The following is an 18,133-nucleotide window of genomic DNA, read 5'->3' as shown; positions in this document are numbered from 1 at the left end:
TATCCAGTTTGATAGAATATTTTAGAACATTGTGACTTATTTACTATGCGAAAGGTGGTGAAAAAGATGAAAATAGATAAAAAATTGGCGATTACGATAGTACTTTGGCTACTTGTTGTTCCAATTGGTGTTTATTATTCCTATCATCTTTTTCCTCCAAAGCATGTAAGCTTTCTAGTTATTGCTGCTTTTTGCATTTTGACAGGAATTGTATCGTATTTTCCGATTAATATTAGCTCCAACCCTATTTATATGTTTCAATGGGTTACTATGGCGGGGCTTTTATCCTATGGATTGTTTTTTGAACTAATTTTAACTCAGTTTTCCATCATTGTAGTGTTAATTTCTCTGAAGGTGAAAAAAGAGGAAGCATACCGCTATCCTTTTAATTCTATTATGTTTTTTGGGATCTCTATCTTAAGCGGTCTGCTTTATTATGCAATTGGCGGGGAAACAGGTTTCACAACTCTTCATGATAATATTCTTCCGATTATTATTTATGCCATCGCGAATGTATTTATTAATCAGTTATTTCTAGTAATTTCCGGTCCATTTGTGGGGAAGAAACGAAACCTTTTTGCCTTAGATTTTTTATGGGAAATAATGATTATATGTATCGTGGTGCCTCTAAGCATAACTTTATATTACTTAAATGGAGTTATTGGATATGCCGGCTTTCTGTTAATATTCTTTCCTTTTATGGGATTCGGCTATGTTTTGCGACTATATAATTCTTCTGAAAGAATCAATGATTATTTACATAAGGCAGCAGAAATTGGCCACCAATTAACAGAGCGTCTGGAGGTTAATGAGGTTCTGGATCTATTTGTTCAGAAGGTCTCCCAAACATTAACGGTAGACTATACATATATTTTAGACGTAATGGGCGATGAAATGGTACTTTTGCGTGGCGTGGAATTTGGACTTCAAAAGCCTGATATTATTCCGCCAATCAAAAGGTATGAAGGAATCAGCGGTCAAGTTTGGGCTAATGAAAAACCAGTTTTCTATAATAGTAGAGAGGAATGGGAAAATTTCGCCTCTGGATATATGCCCGATAATGCAGAAAGTATTTTATGTGTTCCTATTTTCAAGGAAAAGAAAGTCGAAGCAGTACTGTTTTTGGCATCCACTAAAAGCGGGCAGTATGAAAAATATCAACTCCCAATTTTAGATATTCTTTGTTCCTATTTTGTCGTCGCTATTTCAAATGCAAGGCATTATGAACAAACGAAGATGATTAGTGAACATTGTTCTTTAACTAAATTATATAATTATCGCTATTTTGATAATCTATTATCAAATGAATTTGAACTGTTAAATAAAGGATTTCGTAAGGAATTATCACTTATTATGCTGGACATAGACTCGTTTAAAATGATTAATGATACATATGGACATCAAAGCGGAAACGAAATTCTTTCGATGATGGCTAAGCGTATTAAAAGCTTAATTGGCAATCGGGGAACTGTTGCACGTTATGGCGGAGAGGAATTTGTCATCCTGCTCACAGATACTAATAAGCATGCTGCCATGAGGCTTGCAGAACTGGTCCGTTTGACCATAGCCAACCGTCCTTTTATGATTACGAATTCATTGGATAATGACATGTCTCAAGTGAGTATCAATATAACGGTTAGTATTGGTGTGGCAACTGCACCTTTTGATGCTGATGATGCCTTATCACTAATTCGACATGCTGATCGTGCCCTTTATATTGGTGCAAAAAGAGCAGGGAAAAATCGAGTGGCGGAGTATGTGAAGTAGAGTTTGTTTTAATCTGAATAGCATTAATAATATTCATCTATCCGCTTAGAGTACTACAATAGTATTAGGCAAATTGTTATAATGGTAAAATAATAGATTGTTTCTAATAAATATCTAAGAGAATGGATGTGCCTTATGCTAAGAAAAGCTATTTTCGTTGTAACTTTTCTATTCGTTTTATTTCTGCCCTTCCAATTACATAGAATAAGCGCTGCGACGAGTGGGCCGTATATTGATTTTTCCGTTCAACCATCAGCAAAAGAATATATAAAGCCAGTTAATAGTGATGCTGAGGGAAGATTGGATATTAGCATCACTCCAAAAGGCATGGCCACAAATGAACAGAGGCAGCCGATTGAAGTTTACTTTGTTCATGATACTTCAGGTTCCATGGCCGATAACTTTAATGGTGCAATGAAGGCTACCAGTGCGGAAAATGCACTTTCTACTGCAGTAGACTTCTTTAGTAATAATTCTCAATCAAATGATTCTTATCATTTTATACCTTTTGACTCAGATATTAGTAGAAAGGTAATTTATAGTAGATACGGAAATGTAGTAATCCAACCTTCTGAAGGTCTTGCTAATATTAAAAGCATTGTTCCATATTTAGATTCTGCAAGTAACGGAGGAACCAACTATACACAGCCTTTACAGTCAATATTAGACCAAACATCACCTGTGACTAAAACGAAAAAATATGTCATTTTACTTACTGATGGTGAACCTACCATACTTAAAAAGACTGAATTAGTATCGGATAATTCATATAAAACGCCATATTATACAACTGTTAATTACGAATTATATACCAACCATACAGCTAAGAGATTTTATAATAATAAGAAGGGATCTAGTGTTGTATTAGATACAAATTACACTAGAATTCAAAGTACGATTAACAGCGAGGCATTGAATACGGCCGATTCTCTAGGGGCTAATAAAATTACGATGTACAGCATCGCTTTTGCTAAACCAGGAGATGTTAATTACCAACTCCTAGACTCTATGGCTAAGAAAACAGGCGGTTTTGCAGCACAAGGGAACACTAACAGCTTGACCAGTTTATTTACAGGAATCACTTCTCAATTTGATGCGCCGGCAATAAATGGTGAGGTTACTGTCGATTTAAGCAAGTTTAACGGAAAAGTGAAGGTGAAGGATGGGGCAAATGCATTTGTAGACAGCAACAATATTGCTCATATTATTTTTAACTTTAGCTATCCAATCAATAGTAATCCATCCCCAAATGGAATCAATGTTTCCTTGCCACTTACGTTCAGTCAAGAGGGAACTTATACTTTTGATGATATAAATTTGTCCTATACTGATTTAAATGGAAAGCAAGTGGAGAAAAAACATGTACCTGTTACAGTGGATGTGAAGAAGGATGTTGCTCCTACATTCAGTAGTGCAGTTGAATTAGTAGGTAATCAGTTTTTTCCTCCGGAAAGCTTAGTGAAATTAGGATCAACAAATACGGAGCGAAACCAATTCTTTGTGAAGTACACATTAAATCCGACTGGCTTGCTTAATTTAACGGCAAGTGGAACCATTTCCGGAATGAAGATATACCAACCGCTTCCTGTTGGTATAACTTTAGTCAATTCACAAGTGAATATTTTAAGTGGAGCATCTATCTTAACTGGTGCTACTGCTCAAGAAATCAATCAAAATGGACAAAGAGTTGTCCAGATAACCATTCCAAAATCAATAACATATGCACTAGGAAGCTTTAGCACAAATGAATTTTCCTTTTCTATTAATTTGCAGGCAAATTGGGCGATGTCATATACAGCCATGCCAATTGCAAATTTACAATACAATGATTCCCGTTTCGGTAGTCAGCAATTGTCACTTTCTGCATCAACCGGAATGGTAGGGATGAAAGTTCATATTGATGGCTCAGATTACAGCTTTATTGGTGATTATGGTGGAAAGGTACAAAAAGTAGTATCAAATACCCAGGCTGTTATTGCTGAAACAGATCAGAAAACACCGAACATATCTAATAAGCCTATTATGGGAATGGATTTGAAAAACAATAATCAAACAATAGAAATTACCTATTCAGACAATACAAAAGGATATATTTATCTGAAAACTGATTTTCAAATGTCTGAAACAGCCACAGGAAAAATCTTGCCTGATGGTTCATCAACATCGGGTTCCGCTCAGTTTAATATTACCAATTTAGTGGCCGGTAAAAATGTAGCTTATGAATACAAAATAATATCTGATACAGGTACCACGAATTGGACAAGCTTTAATCCGAGCGATACCATTCCAATACCAGCCAACTTCTACGGAAATGTCGAGGTAGATGTGCGAACAACAGGCGGATTTACTAGTGATCCAGAAGCAGTGAAAAAGTTTATTTTCATCAATAAGAAGATCACAAGTATAACCGTTACACCAAATCCAATAGAAGTAAATGTGGGAACATCAGTCAACTTTACCGTGACTATTGTACCTAATGATGCATTAAACATGAATCTTAATATGTCTATTTCTAATTCAAATGCTTCAATAAATGGTAATAGTATTTTAGGCGTTCGTGAAGGAACTGCAAAGCTGATAATAAATTCAACCGACGGTTCCAATATTCATGTTGAAGTTCCTATTATAGTCAAGAACCCATATGTCAAGCTTCTTGATATGCGATTTACAAAAGCCAAATATACATTATTGCTCGGTGATAATATTCCGATTTTGCCAAATATTTTATTTACTCCTGATAATGCTACAAATAAATGGCTTAGAGATGTTACTTCTTCTTCTAACAGTGTTATTCAGATAGTGAAGAAAGCGGATGGTACATGGTGGCTACAAGCAAATAAGCTTGGTTATTCAACCATTAAAATCATATCAGATGATAACCCTGCTATCACCGATACTGCTGTATTTGAAGTAGTACAGCCAAATAATGGCGGCGGAGGCTCTACTGATGACTCGGATGGGAAATGGTAGAGTGAATAATGAAAAAGGAAATGCAGGCAGCTGCATTTCCTTTTTTTGAAATATTAAGCTGATAGTGAGGTTACTTAATAATTAGGTCATCTGAATAGAGAGTTAACGTTTTAACCTTAGGCAGTGCATCAATTTTTCTTAATAGAACCTCTTTGTCATAGTTTACAATGAATCTGGAAAAATGCCCTTGCTGATCCGCTTCATTTTTATATCTAACTTCATCTATGCTTTTAACACTACCACGTATTGCGTTTATTATAAGCTGATTATTTTGATCTTGTTCATTTATAATATTTCCGGCAGAAAATATCCCGCCATTTATATAAAATAGGGAGCCGACTCCATAAAGCTCAGCATTTTGTTCTGTATAAAAGAAAGCTTGCAGCGGTTTAATATTCGATGAATTGGGAGGAAGTCCATTATCTCCTGCCACCTCCTGTTCATTTGTATAATTATTAAATTCATTCATCCTCGTAATCATGAGCTTACCTTTTGACAACAAGATTAGCTCTTTTTGATTCTGGTTGGCTCCTAAAATATTTACATTGGAAATTGTAGCTGCTCCGTTTGCATAAACTACCGAATCAAAGATTACTTCATCGTCCTCTTTGCCATTGTCATTGTTATTTCCTTTCACAGTAAAGTTCCCATTTGAAAGCAGTGTCCCGTTAATGGAAAGGGATGAGTCGATCGATTTTAAGCTCATATTACTACCAGAAAACATATTTCCTGTTATCACCGAATTATGGCTGCTTTCAATAGAAAGATTGTACCCGGCTAATAAATTTCCTTGAACAAGGGAATTTCCGCTGTTTATAAGCGATAAATCATTTGCGGATACAAGATTTCCAGTAATAGATAAGCTTTGTGAATTATTAATAACTATGGAATTTGCTGCATATATATTTCCATTTATTGTGATATTCCCATTTGAATTTTCTAAATAAATATTTCCTGAAGCGACAATATTACTTAGACTAATATTTTTATTTGAATATACGTATAAGTCTCCATTCACATATAGATCCTTTAACTGTATATCCTGATCAGTGTTAGAAACGATCAGGGTGCCTGGAACCTTTAAAGGTGTTTCTGTATTAAAATCTATTAATTTATATGCGCTTTTCGGCAAATTTCCGGTGGAGGTTATTTGATTTTCAGCATTCAATTGTTGGTTTTTCAATATATCAGGTACATCTGAAATTTTATCTAATTGAAATTGGTTAATAATGCTGTTTTTTAATGAACTACCAATATCGCCATATTGCATACCGGAAAATCCAACTGTTGTAAAAAACTGATCAACCTGGTCTCTAAATGCCTCATCAAAATTAATATCAGCAAATTGACTGTCGTTTTTTAAAGCAGGAACCTCTCCATTATAAAAGTTCTGTTTTACTAATACAGGTAAAATAGAAGGAGAATTAGAATAAATATCCCCATGAATGGACGGTAAAGGAGTGGAAACAGATAATTTCGTGCCGTTCCCAAGCTCATAGTTTGCATCCTTATGAATCGTTAATATATTTGCATATACATTTCCTATAAAATTGGGTGAGCCATTTAAGACAAGCTCCTTTTTCGTACCTGCCACGTATTTTAAAAAGCTGGGCATTGGTGAAATTATTATTTTTTTTCGTATCGTACGTGAAATATATCCGTCGCTTTCGTTCGGTGTTTTTGTAACTATTATAATTTCTAATGCTCTAGTTAAGGTGGACGATTCATCCAGCTTATACGTTTGAGTAATAGCTCCTTTTTCATTTTTACATGTATTATTTAATAAATAGCGGACCGAATCCCCAGTAGTATCAGCGATATTAATACATTCAAATGATGGAAAATCAATATTTTTATTAACGATATTAGGTAACACGGACTTTAGTTTGCTGTTTATACTGTCAGGAGTAAGACTGTCCACGGCAAGAGTAGCATCAGAAGATAAAGCAATCGATAAATCAGTTGTTATTTGATCAATGGCTTTTACGGCATCATAGGTAATGTGAATATCTGTTTTTCGTACTTCTGTTCTTTTGGATCCGTTTATCGTGCCAGATACTAGCGCAAGACCAATTGTCAAAAATACAACTGTCGTAAGTAAAACAGTAATGAGAGTATTTCCTTTTTCATTGGTGAACATTGTTAGTTCCCCTTTCTGGCATAAAAACCAAAGTCACTATTTAAATGAAGATTTTTACTGTTTCTATTATTAGATACCTGAAGCTGTAATTCGATTGTACCGCCTTCTGTGCATACTCCATTGGAGCTTTCATCTCCACAATGAATAATAAATTTTGAACCATTGAAGTTTGATTGGGTTGTGAGAAGCTGGTCTCCAATTTTTATTCCTTGTAACGTTATTCCGTCTTTTTCAAACGGCACAAGCTGTATTTTTAATTGATTAATTTCTGTACTCTTTTTTCCTCTTTCCACATCAATGAAGCCTTTATCACCCGCTCCTTTTAATTGGGTTTCTACTGTATTTTTAATTTCGAAACAATTATCATCCTTTGATCCATCGCAAGAAGTTATCTCATTAAAGGGCATGGAATAAAGGGAATTCATAATCATAGAGGATATGTAATCTGCGTCATCACGTAACTGAGATTCGATTGAAATTTTTTCGTACACTTTATACCCAGTAATAAATGTACCGTAAATAACAGGTATAAAAATCGCTGAAATAGCAACAGTCACCAATAATTCTATTAAAGTAATGCCTCTATTATCGAAGATCTTCGCTTTCAATTGTTCCATCAATCGTAGTTTTATAGATTTTATCACGTATACTCCACCGCACTTCTACTGTAATTGGGATATAGTAGTTACAATTTCCTTCAGCCTTGCAATCTTCCAAATTAGAGTATAGAGATACTTTATAGTCTTCGTTATTAATTTGAATGGATTTACATGAGGTGAGGGGTGTTTCTGTATTGTTGAAATATTGATATTTATTGTCGCAAATATACAGATTAAAATGCCCGTTTTCTTCTGGTAGCTTGGCAATTTTATCTTTAATCTCAATAAAGCTTTGCTGCTTCATAAACATTAATACATTTCGGGCAACATTAACTGCAACGGTCTTTTTTTCATTTAAATTTGTAAAGTTTCCCGCCTGTAGGAAAAATCTCATAAAAGAAAACAAAATTATTGATAAAATGGTAATGGATAACAAAACTTCAATTAATGTTAAACCCTCTTGTTTCCGCAATAATTTTATTGCTTTCAACCCAACACCTTCTTTCAAAAACCTCGACTTTATTATACAATATATTTAATCAAAATCAGACTTTTTCTGACATTTTTTATAGGTCTATACACTTGTGAAGGAGTGATGTAATGGTTACTGGAATTATTGGAATGATAGGACTTATCATCCTTTTGCCCATTATGTACTTTTTACCAATCGGTTTTCGTGTAAAAGAGAAGGGGTTAATGGTAATCATTGCTTTACTCGTAGCGAGTATTGGTATATTAGCGGATCGTATTTTTCAATCTTGGCAATTGATTCTATCTTTCTTTCTTTTGCTTTTACTATTTTCATATATATTGGCGAAAAGAATTCCCAATCGGACGGTTACAAGCAATTCGGGAATGAAGGATATTGCATTAGATTTCGCCACGGAACAAAAGCGAAGAAAGGTGGATGTCGACACTAAGGCCACCTATCCATCATCCTTACATGATTTGGACATGGAAACGGTAGAGGACATGGAGGAAATCTTGTCCCCTAATGTATTGGAGGAAGAAGAGTTTTTCTTGAATCAACATACAGATGACTTTCAAGAAGTGGAGGATTATCTAATTTTAGATGATCTGCCTTTAACACATGAAGAAGAACAAGCTAATGAATTGGGTCTAAGTGAAATGGAAAAATGGATTATGGAGTTAGAAGATATCGAACAAACGCAAGGAAATTTGGTACTGGATGAGATATCTGCCTCAAGTGAGGACAAAGAAGATTGGGAAGAACTATTAGACATTAATACTAATCAAGATCTCTTATTGGAATCAAATGAATCAGACCAAGTGGAAGAAGATGGTATCATACCATACATAGAATTGGAAGAAAAGGGCTCAAAATAAATAGATAAGAACGGATATTATTATGGTACAGCTTGTTAGAGATAATTTATCGATGGAACTGGAACAGTTATGAGGGGAGCGTCGAATGTGAACTACAAACACATGTTAAAAATTTTTGCTGTGCTAACTCTTTGCACAGTATATCTTCTTGCTTTTTCACATTATGGCGCATTGGCTTATCGATCAATTTCTAATCATGATCAGGTTCTTGCAGACGGTACAATGATTGGACCTTTAAAGCTTGGTGGGAAATCAAAAGCAGAAGCAAGAAATGAGTTAACGGAAAAAATCAATGAATGGGAAAATAGTTTTCAATGTACGCTTCGTTATATGGAGGTAAGTGTAAAGGTTGACCCACACTCCCTTTTTCAATTTGATATTAATCATACGATGGCAAATTTAAAAAGCGGGATGAAAAAACCTATCTCTGTAAGTATTGCGGATGACAAGCTAGATCAGGTAATAAGTAAAAATGTCCCTAGCTTAAATCCTGCAACTATTAATAAGGCTCTCTTGAAAACTATATTAGCAGATAGAGCTACCGCATTAGCTGTAGATCCATTCGATATTTCATTAGATCAGTATCTAGTATCAGATTCAAAGTACCAAACTATTGTTGCCGAGGCATTCCATCAAAATATTAAACCTTCAGCGGGAATAAAAGCATTCATAAATAAATTTTCTAATATAAAAGTAAATGAAAGTTCTGAGTTCTCCGTGCTTGATTTGATTCGCAGTAAAAACTTTTCCGAAGCATCTGCGAAGGATTTAAGCATTCTTTCCTCGTTAATGTATGAACTTATTTTACAAACCAATTTTTCTATAATAGAAAGAAATCAAAGTACAAGCTTGCCCGATTATATTAATCTAGGTTATGAGGCGAAAGTGGATCCTGCTTTTCATGAAGATTTTACGTTCGCAAATCCAAATAAAATAAGTTATATTATCGAGCTTCAAATGATAGACAACAATTTGTATGCTAGCTTAAAAGGCATGCCTTTTGTCTATCAATACCGTTACTTTATAAAAGATAAACAAACTTTCGCGCCGAAACTAGTGAAACAGTACAGTCCATTTGTGGCAGAAGGCTCTTATGTGACAAAAGAAAATGGCAAAGACGGTACTTTAATCAAAATGGTGCGGGAAGTTCGTAATCAATCAGGTAAACGATTAGAAAGCACCATAATAGGTGAGGATTTCTATCCTCCTAGTCCTGTTGTAAGAGTATATGGTCCTCTGAAGACTCCTTTAACCGATAGTGGTCAAACGGAAAGCGGAAATGCAGATAATGTGACCGATAATCAAAGTGAAACTACTGCAGAAGGTGATTCTAATTCACAGCAGCAAGATAATAATGACAAAAATAATCAGACTTCAAGTAATCAAGATACAAATTCCAGCAAAAACAATCAAAATCTTGGACAAAAGTAGGGAGCAGGCATGAAGCAGACGAGAAAACGATTAGGTGATTTGCTCGTTGAAGCAGGATTAATAAAAGAAGAACAATTACAGACTGCCTTAAAGGAAAAAAAGCCTGGTCAAAAGCTAGGCGAAGTCTTTTTAGAGCACGGTTTTGTAACCGAACAGCAATTAATAGAGGTGTTAGAGTTCCAGCTTGGCATTCCGCATGTAAGCTTGTACCGTTATCCATTTGATACAAAGCTGTTTACCTTGATACCAAAGGAAGTAGCCAAAAAGGAATTGATTATCCCTTTAAGAAAAGAAGGGGATCGCTTATTTGTTGCAATGGCAGATCCAATGGATTTTTATTTGCTGGAAGACCTGAGGCTATCAACAGGCTTTCAAATCGAAACCGCCATCGCAACCAAGGACGATATTTTAAAGGCGATTAATAAACATTACAATTCAGAAGAAGGGTTCGAGGATCTCGAAGCTACTATCGATAATGAACCTGTTCAAGAAGAAACCATAACGGATCAGGATTCCCCAATCGTTCGAATGGTGAATCAATTAATCTCCAATGCCGTTTCGCAAAAAGCAAGTGATATTCATATTGATCCACAAGAAACGAAACTAGTAGTTCGTTACCGAATAGATGGTATCCTACATTCTGAAAGAACCTTGCCGAAAAATATGCAAAGCATGTTAACCGCTAGAATCAAAATTATGGCAAATCTCGATATTACCGAACATCGTATTCCGCAGGATGGAAGGATTAAAACAAGTATGGATTTTCGGCATGTTGATCTAAGGGTTTCTACCCTTCCGACAGTATATGGAGAAAAGATCGTATTAAGGATTTTAGACTTGGCAAGTTCCTTGAACGATGTTAATCAATTAGGATTTAATAAAGTACATCTTCAAAGGTTTAAGCAATTAATTGAAAATCCATCAGGGATCGTGCTAATCACTGGCCCGACAGGATCTGGGAAATCCTCAACGCTATATGCTGCTTTAAACCATTTAAATCGTGAAGAAGTAAATATCATTACGATTGAAGATCCGGTTGAATATCAATTAGAGGGTATTAATCAGATTCAGGTGAATCCAAATATAGGTATGACCTTTGCCACTGGACTCAGATCCATATTAAGACAGGATCCAAATATCATAATGGTGGGGGAAATTCGTGACAAGGAAACTGCAGAGGTTTCGATACGTGCGGCTTTAACTGGGCATTTAGTTTTAAGCACGATCCATACGAACGATTCTTTAAGTACCATTACGAGACTCTTAGATATGGGAGTAGAGCCTTTTTTAGTTGCCACCTCGATAAGCGGGATTATCGCGCAACGGCTTGTACGGCGTGTTTGCCGGGATTGCGGTGAGGAACAACTTCCTACCAAAAGAGAAGTGGAGATTTTTGCGAAAAGAAATATGAAAATCGATAAGGTCTTTCGCGGCCGCGGATGTTCTTCCTGTAATATGACAGGCTATCGTGGACGGATTGCCATCCATGAAATTTTAGAAATAAACGATGAAATGCGTCGAGTGCTCATGAATAATGAAAGCTTTTCGAATATGCGGCAATTGGCATTCAAGAATAAGACTATTTTTCTCATCGATGATGGTTTGTACAAGGTTAAGCAAGGGATTACGACGACAGAAGAAGTATTAAGGGTTGCTAATACAGAATAGGTGAGGAATATGAAGGAAAAAATTGATTATTTGCTGCGTTCAGGCTTTGAGTTAAAAGCATCTGATATTCATTTAACCGTCGGAACAGCACCGGTGGTTAGAATAAATGGTGAATTGAAACGGTATGGGAAAGATGCTTTGCTGCCGGCAGATACGGAAGGAATGGCGAAGGCTATTATTCCGGAACATCTTTGGAATAATTTCAAGGAAAATGGAGAGTTAGATTTTTCTTATGGCATTCCAGGTATTTCGCGTTTTCGTATTAACGCCTTCCATCAACGCGGATGTGTTTCGATGGCAATCAGAATTGTTCCGACAAAAATACCGACGATTGATGAACTGGATATACCTCCAGTATTGAAAAAAATAGCTGCTAAGCCACAAGGACTTATCCTGGTTACCGGACCAACCGGGAGTGGAAAATCAACCACCTTGGCTTCCATGATTGATTATATGAATGAATCGATGCGAAGGCATATAATCACTTTAGAGGATCCAATCGAATATTTGCATAAGCATAGACATTCGGTGATAGATCAGAGAGAGGTTGGATTTGATACAAAGAATTTTGCAAATGGCTTGCGCAGTGCGTTACGCCAAGATCCCGATGTCATTTTGGTTGGGGAAATGCGAGACATGGAAACGATTCAAACCGCGATTACAGCTGCTGAGACAGGACACTTAGTTCTTGGTACCTTGCATACATCTAGTGCAGCGTCGTCCATTAACCGAATTATTGATGTCTTTCCGCCGACACAACAGTCTCAGATTAGGATACAGCTTGCCTCCGTTTTAGTGGCAATCGTTTCTCAAAGGCTGTTTCCAACACCTGATAAAAAGGAACAGCGGGCAGCGATGGAAATTCTCCTTAATAATTCGGCAATAGCAAATTTAATTCGCAGTGAAAAAATCCACCAAATCCCTAATATTCTTTTAACATCAAGGGATAGCGGCATGCAATTGTTGGAAACACATATTAAGGAATTAGTCCAATTAGGAAAAATATCACGGGAATCCGTGCTACCCTTTTTAAAGGAGCAGATTTTATAGATGGCACGTTTTAAATATGTGGGTCGGGATCAATCTGGCAAGAAAAACGGCACTTTGAATGCTTCTTCTAAGCGGGAAGCAATGCTCAAATTAAAGAATCAAGGCATTCGAGTAATCGAGGTCCAAGAAATTCCGGAGACATGGCTGACAAAGGATATTTCCATTGGAAAACCGGTTAAATTGCAGCATATCGTCATTTTCCTAAGACAGTTTTCAACATTAATTAAAGCGGGAGTCACGATCGTAGATGCTACGAGAATATTGTCCGCACAAACAGAAAGCAAGCAATTAAGCAAAGCATTAACGGATATTGAACAAGAGCTTCGTGACGGAAAGGCGTTCTCAGACGCTTGCTCAAAGCATAGTAAAATATTTGAACCGTTGTTTATTAATATGATAAAGGCTGGAGAAGCATCCGGCAGCTTGGATGATACACTAGAGAGGCTGGCAGAGCATTACGAGAAGCAGCATCATACACGTCAGAAGGTTGTTTCGGCACTTGCCTATCCGATTGTGGTTGCTTTTATTGCGGTTGGAGTAGTGATCTTTTTGTTAGTTGCAGTTGTCCCGACCTTTGTGTCGATGTTTAAAGACTTTGGTGCAAAGCTGCCGGTAATCACGCAAATTGTCCTTGACTCCAGTAACTTCATGCAAAAGTATTGGTATTTCATTGTTCTGTTGTTCATTTTAATTGTTTTCGGGATTATGACCGTTCGAAAAAATAAGGTCACAAAATATTATTTTGATTACTTTCTATTACGAATTCCCTTTTTCGGGAAGATTGTGCAAAAGGCAACGCTTGCAAGAATGACAAGATCTCTTAGTTCTATGTTTTCTAGCTCCGTACCTATTTTACAAGCATTAGCAATGGTAGAGAAAATAGTAGAGAATGACGTTATAGGGAGAGTTCTCCATCAATCTAAGGATGCATTAGAAAAGGGACAATCATTGGCGGAGCCGATGAAAAAGCATTGGGCTTTTCCGCCGCTCATTGCACAAATGATTGCAATCGGTGAAGAAACAGGTTCACTTGATGCGATGCTTGCAAAGGTTGCAGACTTCTATGAGAAGGAAGTAGAGGCTTCTACCGATCGCTTGAAATCACTCATCGAACCACTTATGATCGTTGTCTTGGCGGGTCTTGTCGGAACCATCGTAACAGCTATCATCGTACCGATGTTTGATATCTATAATAACGTGCAAACATACCAATAATTAGCGCAAAAGTCGACAAAAAAAGTTGTCGATATTTATGAATCTATCAGCTATAATTATCGAAAATAGTACTTTTTTCATAGAAAATAAGATAATAGGAGGAATAACAATTGATAAAGAAACTGAAGCAGAAATTAAAGGAACAAAGCGGTCTAACACTTATCGAATTATTGGCGGTAGTTGTTATTTTGGGAATCATCGCAGCTATTGCGATTCCTAGTATTGGCGGGTTGATAGATAACTCGAAGAAGGATGCACATGTAGCGAATGCGCAACAAATGATTAGTTCGGCAAAGATTTGGGTTTCTGGAAATGCAGATGATTTTGGAACTTCTACTACTAAAGTATTATCATTACAGGATTTATATAAGATGAACTTAATTGATGAAATAACTGATCCTGATAAAGCAGGATACAATACGGGTACTGCAGATAAGAATGATGATTCTGGCTCATATGTGCAAATTTCAAAAAGTGGAACTAGTTTTTCGTACACTGTAAAATTAGTAAATTCTGAGAGAGGCATCTTTGCTACTGAAAAAGGATTAAAAAGAGCAAATGTAGTTAAATTAACTGAAATTCCAAAAACGCCATCTAATAATTAATTGGATTGAAATATGTACATTTTATTAATTACACTTTACGCCCTCCTCCTCGGCTCCTTCTTTAACGTCGTAGGCATGAGGGTACCAGTTAAAAAGTCAATTGTAAAGCCGCGTTCGGCATGCTCATATTGTCATAAAACATTAACTCCGCTCGAGTTAATACCTGTTTTATCTTATATCATCCAAGGAGGGAAATGTCGCCACTGCAAAGGGCGGCTTTCTCCGCTTTATCCGCTTGGAGAATTGATGACTGCCATTTTATTTGTCTATGCCTTTATTCAGTTTGGATGGAGTATGGAACTTGTTATTGCCTGGACGCTAATTTCCCTTCTTATCATTATTTTTGTATCGGATATCGCATATATGCTGATTCCGGATAAAATCTTACTTGTCTTCGCGGGTATATTTTTGATGGAACGAATCATTTATCCACTCCATCCATGGTGGGACAGTCTGTTGGGGGCTGCTCTTGCCTTCTTGCTATTGCTCGCTATTGCTGTAATTAGCAAAGGAGGAATGGGCGGAGGGGATATTAAATTATTTGCCCTGCTTGGTTTTGTATTAGGACTGAAGCTAGTTCTTTTAACCTTTTTCCTCGCCACTTTTTATGGAGCGATAATCGGTGGAATTGGGCTTTTGCTTCGTATCTTTCAAAAAGGGAAACCGATCCCTTTTGGCCCATTTATAGTAATGGGTGCGCTGACATCGTATTTCTTTTACGACGAAATCCTTGCATGGTACCTTTCCTTTTTCTAATGGCTCTATTCTTAAACTTTGCTACTTTTTCAGACGAAAATATTATTAAACAATGATCTTCAGTTATGAATGAATATCCTTCTTAAGAATAGCTGCCTCTAGCTTGACTATATTAAGATTTATAACAATATATGAAAAACAATACTTTATACGAAAACAGCCTTTCTAATCATCAAAGGAGAATTTGATATGGCATTTTGGCAACGAGAACAAAAAACCTTAAATTTGGCCTTTAGCGACCATGTAATTCGATATGTTGAGTTAAAGACACGTTCTCCTTTGGTAGTCCAGCAATATGGTGAGCGTTTCTTAAATAGCGGTGTTATTAAAGATGGACATATCCTTGATAAAGAACTGCTTCGCTTGATTCTGGAGGATATTGTGGAGGAAAGCGGGATGAGAAGGAAACCGGTTCGATTTATTGTGCCTGATTCGTTAATTGCGATTCGCAAACAAATCATTCCTTCCGATATTAAAGAGGATGAACTTAAGGGTTATTTATTTTTGGAAATTGGTACCACTATCCATCTTCCCTTTGAGAATCCGCTATTCGATGTGTATCCTTTGCCACAGGAAGGTGAAAAAAGAGAAGTACTTTTAGTAGCAACAGAGGAAAGTGTCGTAGAATCATATAAAACTATTTTAGAGGAAGCAAAACTGAAGCCTAAGGCTGCAGATATTTCTCCTTTATCCCTCTATCGGTTATATCATGCGGTAGGTAGGACAAATGATAAGGATCACTTTATGCTTTTACATTTTGACCAAATGCTGCTTACTATATCTATTTTTCATCAGCATATCCCGGTTTTTATGCGGCCTGTACCAATTATAAAAGAAGAAGATGTGGTGGAGGTTAAGGAATCATCTGTACTTTCTTCCAATTCCTCGCTTCAATTAGAGGATCTTTTGAAGGATGTTACACAAATAATGTCCTTTTACCAATATAATTTGCAAAATGGGAATCATGAAGTAAATCGGATTTTAGTAAGTGGAGACCATCCGAGCATAGAAACCTTTAGAGCTATGTTAGCAGACAGGCTTGACATTGAAATTGAGCTATTGTTTGGGAAGAATGCTTCTAGTACGGTGATTCCTAATCGATTCAGTATTCCACTTGGACTAGCGTTAAAAGAGGTGCACTAATGTTAGTAGAAATTAATCTTTTACAAGAAAAAGAAACGAGATCACGTGCACCGTACTATATGATGCTTGTACTTTTGCTAATAACAATCTTAATATCTATTTTTCTTCTAGTTCATGCCCATGTTATTAATACCAATATTAAAACCGTTCAGAGGCAAATCAATGAAACTAAAAAATTCAGTCAGGTTTTACAGCAAAAGCTATCCCATTACGAAAATAACTCTTCCAGTGAAACATTAGCATCAGCTGTACAGTGGGCAGAAAAAACGCTGATCAATATGGTATGGATTTTAAAGCATCTCATTGCCTTACTGCCGGAAAGAGGATTTTATCAATCTTTCACATTAAATGATGATGGTTCGTTAGAGGTTAAAGTGCAATTTGATACAAGCAATGATGCTGCCTATTATTTAAGCAGGTTAACAGCAGCTAAATGGATTAAGTATGCATCCATAACATCGATTACCACGGCAGAATTGACGGATGCAACCAGTCTGAACGGTGAAAATAGCACTGTTGCAAATGAACAAGATGCGGATAAGAAAGAAAATGTTCTTCCGAGATATATTGGAGATTACAAGATCCAATTAGATCTTGAATATATAAAAGAGAAAGTGAAAAAAGGAGGGGACGGATCATGACCCTTCGTATAGAAAAGAAGGAAATCATTCTCCTTTTGTTAGCTTTTATATTGTTTGGAAGCATTATTACAATTTTATATTTCAAAATTTATCAGCCTGCCAATTTATTATTAGATCAAAAAAAGATGGAACTCAAAACGGAGAAAAGAGGGTACGCTATCCTCCAATCTAAGGTTGGCCAAATTAATGATGAAACGTATGAGAGTACTTTGTCCCTGCAAAAAAAGGTGCCAGTTAAGCCATTAACGGATCAATTACTTATACAAATACAAAAGGCAGAAACGATCTCTGGAGCTGAAATAAAAGAAATCAATTTTAATATGGATGAAAATCAAACGGATGTCCTTCAAGATAGATATAATCTTGATAACTCATCGGAGGATCAACAGGGTAAAAATAATGCCTCAAAAGGGACAGTGCCAAATGGTATGCAAAGTATTCCGTTCACATTATCAGTGAAAGCGCCAACCTATTTTGAAATGGAAGAGTTTCTTAACCAACTGCAATCTTTATCCAGAATAACGGATATTCAAAAGATTGATTTCAATGGGCCAACGGAGGAAGTATTGAATGGACAAGCGGACACTTCCATCGTGTTTCATGTAACTGCTTCCGCATTTTATATGCCATCATTGCAGGATTTAGTGGATCAGCTTCCGAAAATGGATGTACCAAGTGCGAGCGGTAAAGTAGATCCTTTTCCAAACTTTCCAAATGCTGACCACCAAAGTGACGGTACCCCTTAAGTTTTAAAGCATAAAAACTTTGACGAAAACCTTAGTGAACAAGACGACAAAAGTC

15 protein-coding genes are annotated in these 18,133 nt (G+C 36.3%); 12 read left to right on the top strand and 3 right to left on the bottom strand.

Going from position 1 to position 18,133, the window contains the following annotated elements; genetic code table 11:
* Positions 1-66 precede the first annotated feature (66 nt).
* Together KHA87_RS10510 and KHA87_RS10505 are read left to right on the top strand one after the other, a co-directional pair.
* Complete coding sequence (locus KHA87_RS10510) at positions 67-1,767, top strand: sensor domain-containing diguanylate cyclase (RefSeq protein ID WP_213094003.1); 1,701 nt, start codon at positions 67-69, stop codon at positions 1,765-1,767.
* Positions 1,768-1,902: 135 nt separating this feature from the next.
* On the top strand, positions 1,903-4,737 hold the full coding sequence (locus KHA87_RS10505) for a vWA domain-containing protein (protein ID WP_213094002.1): 2,835 nt from the start codon (positions 1,903-1,905) through the stop codon (positions 4,735-4,737).
* 70 nt (positions 4,738-4,807) lie between these two features.
* On the opposite strand, the gene KHA87_RS10500 is transcribed toward KHA87_RS10505, so the two are convergent.
* From KHA87_RS10500 to KHA87_RS10490, 3 genes are read right to left on the bottom strand one after another with little or no spacing between them, the layout of a single operon-like run.
* Positions 4,808-6,877 (bottom strand): right-handed parallel beta-helix repeat-containing protein, encoded by a 2,070-nt coding sequence (locus tag KHA87_RS10500; protein ID WP_213094001.1) that lies wholly within the window; start codon positions 6,875-6,877, stop codon positions 4,808-4,810.
* A gap of 2 nt (positions 6,878-6,879) precedes the next feature.
* Positions 6,880-7,521 carry a PilW family protein gene (locus tag KHA87_RS10495; RefSeq protein WP_349305568.1) on the bottom strand — a complete coding sequence of 214 codons (642 nt, stop codon included), beginning with the start codon at positions 7,519-7,521 and terminating at the stop codon, positions 6,880-6,882.
* Positions 7,463-7,966, bottom strand: a complete 504-nt coding sequence (locus KHA87_RS10490; RefSeq protein WP_213094000.1) for a type IV pilus modification PilV family protein — start codon at positions 7,964-7,966, stop codon at positions 7,463-7,465. The genes KHA87_RS10495 and KHA87_RS10490 overlap by 59 nt, the downstream gene beginning before the upstream one ends.
* Positions 7,967-8,076: 110 nt before the next feature.
* On the opposite strand from KHA87_RS10490, the gene KHA87_RS10485 reads away from it, so the two are divergent.
* The 10 genes from KHA87_RS10485 (at position 8,077) to KHA87_RS10440 (ending at position 18,078) form a co-directional block, all read left to right on the top strand.
* A complete protein-coding gene (locus KHA87_RS10485) occupies positions 8,077-8,823 on the top strand; it encodes a hypothetical protein (protein ID WP_213093999.1) in 747 nt (248 codons plus the stop codon).
* An 87-nt stretch (positions 8,824-8,910) separates the two neighbouring features.
* The gene (locus tag KHA87_RS22415) at positions 8,911-10,254 is read left to right on the top strand and encodes a VanW family protein (protein WP_213093998.1); all 1,344 of its coding nucleotides are present in this window, start codon (positions 8,911-8,913) and stop codon (positions 10,252-10,254) included.
* Positions 10,255-10,263: 9 nt separating this feature from the next.
* Positions 10,264-11,922, top strand: a complete 1,659-nt coding sequence (locus KHA87_RS10475) for a GspE/PulE family protein (RefSeq protein ID WP_213093997.1) — start codon at positions 10,264-10,266, stop codon at positions 11,920-11,922.
* A 9-nt stretch (positions 11,923-11,931) separates the two neighbouring features.
* Positions 11,932-12,972 carry a type IV pilus twitching motility protein PilT gene (locus tag KHA87_RS10470; protein WP_213093996.1) on the top strand — a complete coding sequence of 347 codons (1,041 nt, stop codon included), beginning with the start codon at positions 11,932-11,934 and terminating at the stop codon, positions 12,970-12,972.
* Positions 12,973-14,187 (top strand): type II secretion system F family protein, encoded by a 1,215-nt coding sequence (locus KHA87_RS10465; protein WP_213093995.1) that lies wholly within the window; start codon positions 12,973-12,975, stop codon positions 14,185-14,187.
* A 110-nt stretch (positions 14,188-14,297) separates the two neighbouring features.
* On the top strand, positions 14,298-14,792 hold the full coding sequence (locus KHA87_RS10460; protein ID WP_213093994.1) for a type II secretion system protein: 495 nt from the start codon (positions 14,298-14,300) through the stop codon (positions 14,790-14,792).
* A gap of 12 nt (positions 14,793-14,804) precedes the next feature.
* Positions 14,805-15,548 carry a prepilin peptidase gene (locus KHA87_RS10455; RefSeq protein WP_213093993.1) on the top strand — a complete coding sequence of 248 codons (744 nt, stop codon included), beginning with the start codon at positions 14,805-14,807 and terminating at the stop codon, positions 15,546-15,548.
* A 189-nt stretch (positions 15,549-15,737) separates the two neighbouring features.
* The gene (gene pilM / locus KHA87_RS10450; protein ID WP_213093992.1) at positions 15,738-16,691 is read left to right on the top strand and encodes a type IV pilus biogenesis protein PilM; all 954 of its coding nucleotides are present in this window, start codon (positions 15,738-15,740) and stop codon (positions 16,689-16,691) included.
* Positions 16,691-17,332 carry a hypothetical protein gene (locus KHA87_RS10445; protein WP_213093991.1) on the top strand — a complete coding sequence of 214 codons (642 nt, stop codon included), beginning with the start codon at positions 16,691-16,693 and terminating at the stop codon, positions 17,330-17,332. The genes pilM and KHA87_RS10445 overlap by 1 nt, the downstream gene beginning before the upstream one ends.
* Positions 17,329-18,078, top strand: coding sequence for a hypothetical protein (locus KHA87_RS10440; protein ID WP_213093990.1), 750 nt, complete (start codon positions 17,329-17,331; stop codon positions 18,076-18,078). The genes KHA87_RS10445 and KHA87_RS10440 overlap by 4 nt, the downstream gene beginning before the upstream one ends.
* The last annotated feature ends 55 nt before the right edge of the window (positions 18,079-18,133 follow it).

It is taken from the genome of Bacillus sp. FJAT-49736 (assembly GCF_018343615.1).
In the GTDB taxonomy this organism is placed as follows: domain Bacteria; phylum Bacillota; class Bacilli; order Bacillales; family Bacillaceae_C; genus Margalitia.
This window is presented reverse-complemented; position numbering and strand designations above follow the sequence as displayed.

What these genes read in the sequence shown, in the direction of transcription:
- KHA87_RS10510 (WP_213094003.1), top strand. Translation starts at nt 67, where the DNA reads ATGAAAATAGATAAAAAATTGGCGATTACGATAGTACTTTGGCTACTT.
- KHA87_RS10505 (WP_213094002.1), top strand. Translation starts at nt 1,903, where the DNA reads ATGCTAAGAAAAGCTATTTTCGTTGTAACTTTTCTATTCGTTTTATTT.
- KHA87_RS10500 (WP_213094001.1), bottom strand. Translation starts at nt 6,877, where the DNA reads ATGTTCACCAATGAAAAAGGAAATACTCTCATTACTGTTTTACTTACG.
- KHA87_RS10485 (WP_213093999.1), top strand. Translation starts at nt 8,077, where the DNA reads ATGGTTACTGGAATTATTGGAATGATAGGACTTATCATCCTTTTGCCC.
- KHA87_RS10475 (WP_213093997.1), top strand. Translation starts at nt 10,264, where the DNA reads ATGAAGCAGACGAGAAAACGATTAGGTGATTTGCTCGTTGAAGCAGGA.
- KHA87_RS10470 (WP_213093996.1), top strand. Translation starts at nt 11,932, where the DNA reads ATGAAGGAAAAAATTGATTATTTGCTGCGTTCAGGCTTTGAGTTAAAA.
- KHA87_RS10465 (WP_213093995.1), top strand. Translation starts at nt 12,973, where the DNA reads ATGGCACGTTTTAAATATGTGGGTCGGGATCAATCTGGCAAGAAAAAC.
- KHA87_RS10455 (WP_213093993.1), top strand. Translation starts at nt 14,805, where the DNA reads ATGTACATTTTATTAATTACACTTTACGCCCTCCTCCTCGGCTCCTTC.
- pilM (WP_213093992.1), top strand. Translation starts at nt 15,738, where the DNA reads ATGGCATTTTGGCAACGAGAACAAAAAACCTTAAATTTGGCCTTTAGC.
- KHA87_RS10445 (WP_213093991.1), top strand. Translation starts at nt 16,691, where the DNA reads ATGTTAGTAGAAATTAATCTTTTACAAGAAAAAGAAACGAGATCACGT.
- KHA87_RS10440 (WP_213093990.1), top strand. Translation starts at nt 17,329, where the DNA reads ATGACCCTTCGTATAGAAAAGAAGGAAATCATTCTCCTTTTGTTAGCT.